This is a genomic window from Pseudomonas sp. UC 17F4 (assembly GCF_900101695.1).
In the GTDB taxonomy this organism is placed as follows: domain Bacteria; phylum Pseudomonadota; class Gammaproteobacteria; order Pseudomonadales; family Pseudomonadaceae; genus Aquipseudomonas.
Genome location: NZ_FNKV01000001.1, coordinates 614,081 through 626,130, shown reverse-complemented (window position 1 = coordinate 626,130; position 12,050 = coordinate 614,081). Strand labels below are relative to the sequence as shown.

At 63.6% G+C, this 12,050-nt stretch carries 8 protein-coding genes; 1 reads left to right on the top strand and 7 read right to left on the bottom strand.

Annotation, left to right across the window (positions count from 1 at the left end; all coding sequences use genetic code 11):
• Positions 1–4 precede the first annotated feature (4 nt).
• From BLR26_RS02725 to BLR26_RS02705, 5 genes are all read right to left on the bottom strand, one after another.
• Entirely contained in the window at positions 5–1,024 is a 1,020-nt protein-coding gene (locus BLR26_RS02725) for a DUF5924 family protein (protein WP_045200627.1), read from the bottom strand.
• Between the two features lie 72 nt (positions 1,025–1,096).
• Entirely contained in the window at positions 1,097–2,473 is a 1,377-nt protein-coding gene (locus BLR26_RS02720) for a M16 family metallopeptidase (RefSeq protein WP_093377564.1), read from the bottom strand.
• A 37-nt stretch (positions 2,474–2,510) separates the two neighbouring features.
• Positions 2,511–4,169: a Na/Pi cotransporter family protein gene (locus tag BLR26_RS02715; RefSeq protein ID WP_093377559.1), complete on the bottom strand. Its 1,659-nt coding sequence runs from the start codon at positions 4,167–4,169 to the stop codon at positions 2,511–2,513.
• A 217-nt stretch (positions 4,170–4,386) separates the two neighbouring features.
• The gene (locus BLR26_RS02710; protein WP_045200621.1) at positions 4,387–5,154 is read right to left on the bottom strand and encodes a TerC family protein; all 768 of its coding nucleotides are present in this window, start codon (positions 5,152–5,154) and stop codon (positions 4,387–4,389) included.
• Positions 5,155–5,229: 75 nt separating this feature from the next.
• A complete protein-coding gene (locus BLR26_RS02705; RefSeq protein WP_093377555.1) occupies positions 5,230–6,537 on the bottom strand; it encodes a CitMHS family transporter in 1,308 nt (435 codons plus the stop codon).
• A gap of 304 nt (positions 6,538–6,841) precedes the next feature.
• Between BLR26_RS02705 and BLR26_RS02700 the strand changes: the two genes are divergently transcribed.
• Positions 6,842–7,243: a GFA family protein gene (locus BLR26_RS02700; RefSeq protein WP_093377550.1), complete on the top strand. Its 402-nt coding sequence runs from the start codon at positions 6,842–6,844 to the stop codon at positions 7,241–7,243.
• Between the two features lie 12 nt (positions 7,244–7,255).
• Here the strand turns inward: BLR26_RS02700 and BLR26_RS02695 are convergent, their stop codons facing one another.
• Both BLR26_RS02695 and BLR26_RS02690 read right to left on the bottom strand, forming a co-directional pair.
• The gene (locus tag BLR26_RS02695; protein ID WP_045200615.1) at positions 7,256–8,290 is read right to left on the bottom strand and encodes a hypothetical protein; all 1,035 of its coding nucleotides are present in this window, start codon (positions 8,288–8,290) and stop codon (positions 7,256–7,258) included.
• 16 nt (positions 8,291–8,306) lie between these two features.
• Positions 8,307–11,990 carry a tubulin-like doman-containing protein gene (locus BLR26_RS02690; RefSeq protein WP_093377545.1) on the bottom strand — a complete coding sequence of 1,228 codons (3,684 nt, stop codon included), beginning with the start codon at positions 11,988–11,990 and terminating at the stop codon, positions 8,307–8,309.
• Positions 11,991–12,050 lie beyond the last annotated feature (60 nt).

Sequence of the window (12,050 nt, the reverse complement as noted above, 5' to 3'; positions counted from 1 at the left end):
AGCGTTACTCGGCCGCGGGTGCTTGACCATCGTCAACCACCTTGAAGCGCAGTACACCGATGACCTGGCCGTCTTCGGTGAGCACCCGCACCTGCCAGCGCCCCACCGGGTTGCCGGGGAAGTTCTGCTTGTGGGTCCAGGCGCGGTAGCCTTCCTTGCGCCCGCCATGGATGTCCAGGGCAATGCGGTCAACCTCTTTGCCCTCGAATTGCCAGACGTGGTAAATCCGCTCGTTCAGCCCGCGTGGGGCGTTGATCGCGGTGAAGGCATAGAGGCCTGCGCGTATTTCACTGGCTTTGATCTGCTCCAGGCTCTTGCCCGGGGTGCGGTTCTCGACCTGGGTGCTGACTGCCACTTCGGTCATCCACAGGGTTGCCGGCGGCACCCAGGAACGCAGCATCCAGCCGCCGGCGCCGACGGCCAGGGTCATCACCACCAGCATGATCCCCCGGCGCCAGTGGCTGATCGGGAAGCTGCTGGCAAGGCTTGGGAACGACAGCAGCATGGCGATGCCCAGGGCCAGCTTGAAGCTCTGCGAGGTGGTCAGGTGGAGGATGATCGGCAGCGCGGTGAGCAACGCGGCAAACAGCGTCAGGGTATGCAGCGCCAGGTACAGCCAGCGCCGCGGCGCCAGCCACTTGTAGTACAGCGGGTCGATGATCGAGATCAGCCCGGCGGCGGCGAGAATGCCGGTGAACACCAGTTGGCCGCTGTTCCAGGTGGTGGTGACGAAGAAAAACGGCAGGACGAAGAACAGGCTTTCCTGGTGAATCATCTGCGTCGCGTAGCGCAGCAGTGGCTGGGGGATTTCGCGTTTGAAGACCTTGGCGAAAACCTTGGTGAAGGTGTTCTCGAGCATCAGCCAGATCCAGCTGATGAGCATGACGATGGCAATCCAGCTGGCCAGGCTTTCCTGGCGATCGACCAGGATGAAGCTGCCGACACCGGAGATGAAACCGCCGAGGGCGATGACCCCGGGGTAGCGCTTGATCAGCTCGATCAAGCGCTGGAGGTAAAGAGGCATGAAGGTGTTCGCAAGGTCAGGTAAAAACCTGCACAGGATACTCTGTAGGAGCGGGCTTGCCCCGCGATGATTTCAGCGCGAACGTCGCCGCCCCCAGATAAGCACCCCGGCCAGCAATACCCCCACTGCCAGCGCCACCCAGCCATACAACTCGTCGTAACTGAGCAGTGGCTTCTCGATCCGCACATAGCCGGGCTCGGCCAGCAGTTGCTGCAAGGCCCGGTTGGCATCCTCCAGGCTGATCCGGCGCAAGGCCCGCGCCGGATCGGCAAAGCGCCCTTCGTCAAAGTCGTTCAAGGCGCCCCAGTAGTAATCGGCCAGGGCGCTGTTGCCCTGGGTCGACCAGGCTTCGCGGTCGATGGCAGCCTGCTTGATGCGCTGGAAGGTCGCCGGGTCCAGGCCGTTTTTGCGCAGGCGCTCGAGCATGGCCGCCAGGGCTTGCTCGGCAGCATCGACATCGGCGCGGTCGAGGTCGGCGTTGAGTACCATCAGCCCGGTATCGCCGAAGCTCTCGCGTTGGCTGAACGGGCCGTAGGAAAACCCGTGCTTGAGCCGCAATTCGTCGTACAGCGCCCAATCCAGGTAGCGCTGCAGCAGGTCCCAGGTCTGGCTGTGGTCGTTGTTCAGCACCGGTTCGAGAAACAGCCAGTGCAGGCGGGCGCTGTCGCCCAGCCAGCCGCGAATCAACTCCCGGCGTGCCTCGGCTTTGTGGGTGACGCCGTCCAGTACCCGGCGCTCGCCTGGTTCGACCGCTGGCAGCTCGCCATAGGTGCGTTCCAGATAAGCCGGCAGCAGGCGGTCGAGGCCGCCAACCACGATCAGGGTCATGTTGTTGGCCGCGTACCAGTGCTGGCGCAGGTCGTTGACCTGCTCCAGGGTCATGTCCTCGATCGACGAACGTTCGGCGCATTTGAGCCCCAACTCCACGGCCAGCTGGTCGCTGGCGCGATGGCCGAGGTCCTGGCGATCGAGCCAGCGCTGCAGGTGCGAGTAATGGCCGCCGTCTTCGCGCTCGACGATGCGCTTGGACAGCTGCAGGGCTTTTTCATCGATCTGGGTGTCGTTGATCACCGCCAGCAGCAGGTCGAGCACTTTGCGCTGGTTGCGTGCCGGCGCCTCGATGACGAAGGTGGTATCGGCGCTGCTGGTATAGGCGTTCCACTCCCCGCCCAGGGCTTGCATGCGCTCTTCCAGGCCGCCCTCACCGCCCTCGTCGATACCGCTGAACAACAGGTGTTCGAGCAGGTGTGGCAGCTCCTGGCGCTCGCAGGGAAAATCATCGAAGCCAACGCCGACCACCAGGCGAATCGACACATGGTTGCGTTCGTAACCTGACTTGAGCACCACCTGCAGACCGTTGGGCAGCAGGTAGCCCTCGACCTGGGAGCGGTCGAGGGCAAAGCCGGGCGCGCAGCCCAGCAGCAGGCAAATGAACATCAGGCAACGCATGGCGAGCTTCCTTGCGGGAGTTCTTGGGGTGTCGCGATCACGGTGAATGAGCGTCGTCCGGCACGCTGTCGAGCAGCAGGCCGCCAGTATCGGCGCCGCCCAATACCACATAGGCACTGCTGCAGAACAAGGAGTTCAATCGTTTCATGTCGGCGATCAGCTCCAGGTGCAACGAACTGGTCTCGATACTTTGCACCACTTTACGTTGCAACCGGCTGACATGGGCATGGGCCAGGCGCCGCTCCTGGGCGCGGAAGCGGCGTTTTTCCCGCAGCAGCTGGCGGGCGCTTTCCGGGTCGGCGCTGAGAAACACCGACAGGCCCAGGCGCAGATTGGCCAGCAACTGGCTGTGCAGGCCGGTCAGTTCTTCCAGGCCCACCTCGGAAAACTCGCGGCGCTGCGAAGTCTTCTGCTGCTGGACCTTGCGCAGCATGCGCTCGATGAGGTCGGCAGCCAGCTTGAGGTTGATCGCCAGCTCAATGATCTCGGCCCAGCGCCGGCTGTCCTGCTCGCTGAGGTCTTCGCGGGGCATTTGCGCCAGATACAGCTTGATGGCGTTGTACAGCGCCTCGACGTCCTCGCCCAGGCCGCGCATCTGCTGGGTCATGGCGGTCTGGGTACCGCGCAGCACGTTGAGCATGGCATCGAGCATGCTGTCGACCAGGTCGCCCATGCGCAGGGTTTCGCGCACCGCGTTGGCCAGGGCCAGGCTTGGCGTGGTCAGTGCGGTCGCGTCGAGGTGACGCGGACGGGCGCGGCCGTTGGCTTCTTCGCGCTCGGGCAGCAACCATCTGCACAGGCGGCCCATGGGCGTCACCGTCGGCAACAGGATCAGGCAGCGCAGGGTGTTGTAGAGCAGGTGAAAGCCGATCACCAGCTCCTGGGGGCTGAAACTCAGGCTGTCCATCCACGCCACCAGCGGATGCAGCACGGGAATGATCAGCACCAGGCCGATCAGCTTGTACAGCAAGCTGCCCAGTGCCACCTGGCGCCCGGCGGCGTTTTGCATGCTGGTGCTGAGAAAGGCCAGCAGGCCGCTGCCGATGTTGGCGCCAATGACCAGGCCGATGGCCACCGGCAGGCTGATCAGCTCGGCGCCGGCCAGGGTGGCGGTGAGCAGCACGGCGGCAAGGCTGGAGTAGGAAATCAATGCGAACAGGGCGCCGACCAGGGCATCGAGGAGGATATCGCCGGTCAGCGAGGCGAACAGTACCTTCACCCCCTGGGCATGGGTGATCGGCGCCGCCGCTTCGACGATCAGCTGCAGGGCGAGGATGATCAGGCCCAGGCCGATACCGACGCGGCCCAGTTGCCCGGCGCGGGTTTGCTTGCGGGAAAGAAAGAAGATTACCCCGAGAAAGATCAGCAGCGGCGACAGCCATGACAGGTCAAAGGTCAGCACCCGCGCCATCAGCGCGGTACCGACATCGGCGCCGAGCATGATCGCCAGCGCCGGGGTCAGGCCCATCAGGCTCTGGCCGACGAACGAGGTCACCAGCATCGCCGTGGCGTTGCTGCTTTGCACCATCGCCGTCACCAGGATGCCGGCGATAAACGCAAGCGGGCGCTTGGACATGTTCTGGCTCAGTACCCGGCGCAGGTTCGAGCCGTACACCCGCAGGATACCGGTACGCACGATGTGCGTGCCCCAGATCAGCAACGCCACGGCGGAAAGCAGATTGAGCAGGGTCAGCATTGAAAAGGCCCCCTGTTGTGCGCCCCAGCGGGGCAAATGGATGATGCCGTGAGCCTGTCCTGCTGCCAGGCGGTTTTTCCCAGTGCTCACTTAAGCTGTAGTCGGCCAATGGCCGTGGCGCCAGCATCGCATAGCCACGCCAGCCTTTGAAACAAAACTGTCATGACGCAAGATGAAAAAAGGGCCCTGCGCAGGGCCCTTTTCACCAGCACCGGGATTACTGACCCGGGATGTCCTTGCGAAGTTTCACCGGATCGCTCTGTTGCTTCTTCTTGGCCATGGCCGTGCGCATCTTGATGTTGATCGCCTCGACCGCCAGCGAGAACGCCATGGCGAAGTAGACGTAGCCTTTGGGTACGTGAACGTCGAAGGATTCGGCAATCAGCACGGTCCCGACCACGATCAGGAACGACAGGGCGAGCATCTTCAGTGACGGGTGCTTGTCGATGAAGTTACTGATGGCGCCGGCGCAGAGCATCATCACCAGCACGGCGACGACGATCGCGGCGATCATCACCGGTACGTGGGAAACCATGCCCACCGCGGTAATCACCGAGTCCAGGGAGAAGACGATGTCGATGATGGCGATCTGGATGATGGTGTAGAAGAACTTGCCGCCGGCGCCGCTTGGCTCGTCGCTGGTTTCGTCTTCACCTTCCAGGCCGTGGTAGATCTCCTGGGAGCTTTTCCACAACAGGAACAGGCCGCCGAAGAACAGGATCAGGTCGCGCCCGGAAATACCCTGGCCGAACACCACGAACAGGTCGGCGGTCAGGCGCATGACCCAGGTGATCGACAGCAGCAGGAGGATGCGGGTGACCATGGCCAGCGCCAGGCCGAAGATCCGGGTGCGCTGCTGCATGTGCTTGGGCATGCGGCTGACCAGGATCGAGATCATGATGATGTTGTCGATACCGAGAACGATCTCAAGCGCCGTCAGAGTAAAAAAGGCAACCCAGATCTCTGGGCTGGTCAGCCATTCCATGTGTATTCCTTCGAACGATGTAAGCACAACGCCCCAGGCGATGGGGCGCGGCAGCGGTTAGGTGATTCTGTTGTCTTATAGGCTACTGAACAGGGGGAAAATTCCCATGAGCAGCGCGGCGAGCATTATGCACAGGCAGATCAGCACTGCCCACTTCAGGGTGAAGCGCTGATGATCGCCGAACTCGATGCCGGCCAGGGCCACCAACAGGTAGGTAGAGGGTACCAGCGGGCTGAGCAGATGCACGGGTTGGCCGACGATCGACGCGCGGGCCATTTCCACCGGCGAGATGCCATAGTGGCTGGCCGCTTCCGACAATACCGGCAACACCCCGTAGTAGAAGGCGTCGTTGGACATGAAGAAGGTGAACGGCATGCTTACGACTGCGGTAATCACCGCCAGGTAAGGCCCCAGCGCATCCGGAATGACCGCCAGCAGGCTCTTGGACATGGCGTCGACCATGCCGGTGCCGGAGAGGATGCCGGTGAAGATACCGGCGGCAAAAATCAGCCCGGTCACCGCCAGCACGCTGCCCGAATGGGCGGCGATACGGTCTTTCTGCTGCTGCAGGCACGGATAGTTGACGATCATGGCGATACTGAAGGCGATCATGAACAGCACCGGCAGCGGCAGCAGACCCATGATCAGCGAGACCATCAGCACGGCGGTCAGCGCGCTGTTGAACCACAACAGTTTCGGGCGACGGGCGTCGGGGAACTGCGAAACGCTGATTTCGCTGTGATCTATCTCATCACCGGGCAGGTGCAGTTCACCCAGGCGCGCGCGTTCCCGCTTGCCGTAGGCGTAGGCAATCGCCAACAGGGCGACGACACCAGCGAGCATCGCCGGAATCATCGGTACGAAGATGTCCGAGGGGTCGACATGCAGGGCGCTGGCGGCGCGCGCGGTCGGGCCACCCCAGGGGGTCATGTTCATGATGCCGCCGGCAAGGATGATCAGGCCGGCCATGATCCGTGGGCTCATGCCCAGGCGGCTGTACAGCGGCAGCATGGCGGCCACGCAGATCATGTAAGTGGTGGCGCCGTCGCCATCCAGCGACACCACCAGGGCCAGCACGGCAGTGCCGACCGAGACTTTCAGCGGGTCGCCCTTGACCAGCTTGAGGATCTTGCGCACGGCCGGGTCAAACAGGCCGGAGTCGATCATCAGGGCGAAATACAGGATCGCGAACATCAGCATGACCCCGGTCGGCGCCAGTTTGCTGATGCCTTCGAGCATCATCGGGCCGATCTTGGCGGAAAAACCACCGAACAGGGCGAACAGGATCGGTACCAGGATCAGCGCGATCAAGGCCGACAGGCGCTTGGTCATGATCAGGTACATGAAGGTGATGACCATGGCAAAGCCGAGGAAGGTCAGCATGGGAGTACTCCAGGCGTAGCGCGGCGAAGGAAGAACGATTCGGGCGGATCAGCGCACAGGGCGCAGCGCGTGGAATAACGGAGGGAGTGCTGCAGGGAGGCGGGCGTAGGAAAGCATCAGTATCACCATTGTTGTTGTTAATTGGGCCGGGCGCCGCATGCAACGAACGGGGCCCTGGCTGACCGGTCTTGTGCCGGTAGTGGTGGCAATCCTAAGGTGGGAAGCTTTCAGCCAGCTTTCGCTGGCCCAAAGCCGACGAGAGGTGCATTGTTGGTTATCAGCCTGTAGGCAACAGGAGGGAGCGATGAGTGATACGTACGAAGGCGGCTGCCATTGCGGCGCCCTGCGCTACCGGATTCAAGGTCCGTTGACGGATGTTGCCCACTGCCATTGCTCGGTGTGCCGACGGGTCAGTGGTGGTTTGCTGATCACCTGGCTGACGGTGAGTTGCGAGGATTTCCAATGGTTGAGCGGTACGCCGCAGCGCTACGACTCGTCTGCCAGTTGCGTGCGCTATTTCTGCAGCCGGTGCGGGGCGCATGTGGCGCTGACCACCGATCTGAGCCCGCAGAGCATCGATGTTACCGTGACCACTCTCGACCAGCCGCAGCTGGCGGCACCGAACCGACATATCTGGATCGATAGCCGCCTACCCTGGTTGCACCTGGACGAGCATCTGCCCGGCGAGCCCGGGGAGACGCTCTAGGCTTTCAGCGGCTTACTCGATGATCACCCCGCCCAGGCCCTTGGGAGTGTTGAACGACTGACCGCGCAGCTGTTCGGCCTGGCGCAGGATGATCTGCGCCTGACGGTTGCCCGGATCCTGGCTGAGCACCCGGTTGGCCAGTGAGCGCGCGGTGGCGCCGTCGCGGCGGGCCAGGGCACTACGCGCCTGGCTCAGCTGCTGGCCCACCAACCCGGCGTTGGCTGCCGGCGCCACCGGTCGTTGCACCGGCCGGGCAACAGGTGCCACCCGCGGCTGTACTGGCGGTGCCGAGCGCGCCTGCTGCTCCAGTTGTTGCTGGCGTTTGGCAAGCTGGGTCTGTTCGTCATGAAGCTGTTGCTCCTTGGCCGCCAGCTCACGGGCTTGCTGCTCGCGCTGCGCCTGTTCGGCTGCTGCCTTGCGCGTTGCTGCAGCGCTTGCGGCAGCGGCGGCGGCCTGGGCTTGGGCCTGCTGATCGCGTTGCTGACCCTCTAGCCCGGCCTGTGCGCGTTGCAGCAAGCTGATGGCGCGCGGGTCCTTGCTTTCGATGCGCAGGGCGCTTTCGGCCTTTTCCAGTGCGCAGTTGTACTGGTTCAGGCGCAGGCAGCCCTGCCCTGCGGCCAGTTCTGCCTCGAACTGCTGCAAGGCCTTGCGAGCGTTCATCTGATAGGCCGCATAACCACCCACCGCAACCAGTACGGCGATGGCCAGGGCGGCCTGGCGCGCGACATTGCGTGGTTTGCTCACCTGGGCCACGACCGGCGCTTGCGGCGGCGCGGTGGCTGCCACGGCGCGCTCGATCTCGGCGCTGGAGATGGTCACTTGCCGTGGCGGCTCGGGCGCTTTGGCCACCGGTGCTGGGGCTGTCGGCGTTTCGCTCGCGACAACGGCCGCTGCCACGGCTGCCGGAGCGGCAACCGGTGCGCTGGTCACCACCTGGCTGCTGGCACCGCAATATGGACAGAACAGCACCGGGCCACACAGGGCCTTGCCACACTCGCCATTGGCGCAGTTGAGGGGGAAGGCCGGTTTTTTCGCAGATGCGGACATAGGGCTCAGGCCTTCCTCAGTTCACAGGCGGTGGCGCCATCGGCGCGACGGGCGGTGGCGTGCCTACCGGCGGCGCCGCAGCAGGGGCCGGGGCAAACAGATGGGCAAGTTCGAGGATCTGCCCGGCGCTCAGCCAGGCAGCCATGCCTTCGCGCCACAGCAGGCTGTCGCGGGTGATCTGGCCGGTTTGCACATACTGTTGCAGCTGGCTGCTGGTGTACGGGCCGTAGTTGCTGCCAGCCACGCTCAGGTGATAGCTGAACTGCGGCGTAACCACCGGTGGCGGCGCGATACCGGCAACACCTGGCGGTGGCGCAGCCATGCCCGGCATCGGTGCCGGTGCGGCGCTGGCGGCCGGCAGGAACAGCGCGTCGAGCCAGCCGCTGCTGAAGCACTCCTTGCGCAGGGTGCGTTTTTCGCTGTGCTCGTCATGCACTTCGTCGCGATAGACGTCGGCGCGTGAGCCGTTGACCGGTTCGGCGAATTGCTCCAGCAGCGCTCGCGCCTGCTCTACCAGGCGTTCCGCGGTATCCGGGGCCTGGCGCTTGAGGCGGTTGTCGTACTCGTTCTTCAGCAGCTCAGCGATCTTGTACGGGAAGGTCTGGTACAGCGACGACACCCCAAGCTCGTTCTGGCGCATCTGCGGCTTGTAGGCGCCGCGGCGCAGGTCTTCGAACAGCGCGACCATGGCCGCCAGCTGCTGCGGGCTGCGCAGTTGCTCGTAACGCTGGCGCAACTGGTCCTCGATGTCTTTGCGTTGCACCTGGTTCAGACCGTTCTGACGGATCGCGAACTCGTCACCGATGCTGAAGTAGTCCTGGTCGATCATCAGCTCGTAACGTTCCGACGGGTTGCGCCGCAACACCCCAACGGCCACCGCGTGCAGGTACAGCTTGAAGTCTTCGGCGAACTGGCGGTACTGCTCCTGGGTGAACTGGATCGGCTGTACGAACTGGCTGATACGCTTGTGGCTGTGCAGCGGAATCGTCGTGCTTTCCTTGCGGTAGCTGGCCAGGTAGGTCGGCAGCGGGGTCAGGGCCGGCAGCGGGAAGCCGCTCAGCTCAGTGAAGCAGATCAGCTTGCCCGGGGTGCCGGACTCGACGAACTGGATCTGCCCGGCAGTCATGCCGGTGCCCTGCGGCAGGCACTGGGCGAGCATGGCGCCGTAGGTGCGCTTGAATTCGTTGGCATCCTGCACGCCCACCAGGCAGGTGTAGCGGTCCTTGACGATGCCGAAGCCGCCGGTGAGGTTCAGCGGCGCCCAAGGCATGGCCCGTTGCAGTAGCTGACGGAATTTTTCCCGCTGTTCGTCCGGGGTCAGCGCGGCCAGGGCGCTGAGCAGCGGGTCGATGCCCTGGTTTTGCTTGGGCAACTGCTGCACGGCCTTGCTGCGCAGTTTGCCCAGCAATTCTTCCTGGCCCTCTTCGTCCTGCAGTTTGCCGAACAGCACCTTGGAGCCGCCAAAGTCCTTGAAGGCGTCCTTGGCCCATTCGCGCACCTGGGCGCCATCGACGACCTGTTCCTCGCTGCTTTGCACCAGCGCCAGCGGGATCAGGGTGGCGTGTTTTTCCTTGATGCTGGCGTCGATCTTGCTGATATCGGTTTCGATCCGGCGCAACAGCTGGTCAACCGCATTGCGTCCGTCCTGCAGGCGGCCAACGAAGCCGTTCCATACTGCACGGCCGCTGTGGTCGACCGACTCCTTGCGGCCCAGCCACTCGGACAGCTCGCGCAGCAGTTGCGCCGCTTCACGGGCAGCGACATGGCGCACGTAGAACAGCAGGCTGTCGCGCAAGGTGTCCTTGACCTGGGTGAGTACGGTCTCGGCCTGTTTGTCCTTGCCGCTCAGGCGGGCCATCAGGCCGCCGCCGGTGGTTTCCTTGAGGCGTTCGAACTCGCGGGCCAGCTCCGAGGACTCCAGCTTCTCGGCCAGTTCCTTGAAGCGCGCGGCGTTCTTTTCCAGCGCCGGGATGATCCCGCTGCCTTCGTTTTCGAGGCGGTCCTTGAGCATCTCGACCAGCGCCAGGGTGTAATCCAGGCCGCCACGCTCATCGTCGTCCAGGCGCCGGAAGAGTTTTTCCGGCAGGGCGTCTTCGCGTACCAGTTCGGCCAGGCGGCGCTGGCGGTTTTCCTTGATGCGCACTTCGTGGTTGCGTTCGGCGCTGTCGATGTTGCTGCCCTTGGTGTCGCGCTCCAGCTGCTGCTGGATTTCACGCACGTGGGTCAGCCACTGGTCCTTGTCGGCGCCGCCATTTTGCAGGCGCTCGAAGAGCATCTCGACCTTTTGCTCGATCTGCGCGGTGACGCTGTTGTCGCCCTCGACCAGCAGCAGGTCGTCAGCCACCTGATAGTGGGTGAACTCACCGGTGGCCAGGGTCAGCTCGACCTTGGAAAGGAAGTCCGGCAGCTCGGTGAAGGTGCGCGCAGTGACGTTCAGTTGTTCGCGCAAAAAGTCATCGCGCTCGCGGTCGGTTGGCCGGTTGTCGTTGGCGGCGGCGTTGGCGATGCCGAAGAAGGCCTTGAGCATCTGCTGCACCTGACGGCTCAGGCGCACGTTCTGCCGTGCATCGATCTGGGTGTCGAGCACCGCCTGGCCCAGCGCGGAGTACGAGCACGGGAAGCGCAGCTCGGTATCGTCGCCGTAGTCCTGCGGCAGGCGCACGGTGTAGGAGCGGATCTTGTGCTGGTTCTGGTTGACTGCGATCGAGCGCTTCTTGTTGGCGAAGTCCTGGGAGGTGAAGTCGGTGAACAGCACGTCCGACAGCATCTCGTAGATGTCTTCCTGGTCACTGGTCTTGGCCTGGGCGACGTTGCTGTTGTCGACGATGTAGACGTCGTCGTACGGACGGCTGTCGATGAACAGGTTGTCGGTTGCGTCCCAGTGCTTGACCAGGCGGTTGCCGCGCATGCTGGTTTCCAGCTCCATCAGTGCTGCGTAGCCGTTGGCCTGCACGCGCTCGGTGTTGAAGGCATGGAAGCCGCCGGGGAGGACGAAGAACAGGTCGACCTTGCCGGCAATGTTGTTCTCCTTGAGGATCGCCTTGGCCAGGTAACCCATGTCGAGGAACGAGCCGGAACCGGTGCCGCCGGCGGCCGAACCGCTGATGACGATGCGGATCTTGCCCGGGTCGATTTCCAGGCCGAGCTTTTTCAGCTTGTCGGCATGGCCACCGATGTTGGCCAGCAGGCGGTTGACCTTGTCGCGCAGCTTGTCGCGGATCACCGGGTACTTGTCGTAGAAGTACAGGCGCGACAGCGCGCGGATCTGCCCGGCACCCTTGGACGGGTCGATACCCAGGGCGCGGATCTTGTCCGGGGTCAGCGGGAACCACTCGGCCACTTCCCGGTGGCGGTTGAGCTCGTCCATCGAGTGGGTGTACTTGCTCAGGTTGAGCGGCTCGATGATCTTTTCTTCGGAGGTGAAGGCGACCTGCTCGGCGAGCACGTCGGTCTTGATCGACTTGCCGTCCTGAGTGACTTCGCCGGCATCCAGGTCGAAGTTGACGAACTGTACCAGGGGGAAATCGGCAATCTGCTGAACCTGGTTGTTGCCGCCCCAGATCGCATTGAGAATGCGCCGGCGCAGGCGGATGTTCACCTTCATGCCGGTACCGCCCAGGGCGATGAACAGCGTCGGGTGGATCTTCTCGCTGACCGCGTTCAGCGCCGCCGGGCCGGAAGGTTGTGCATTCTCGTTCATCTTCAAACTCCATGAGCCCTGGCTGGGCTGGCCGAGTCAGCTCGGCGTACTAAATCCATC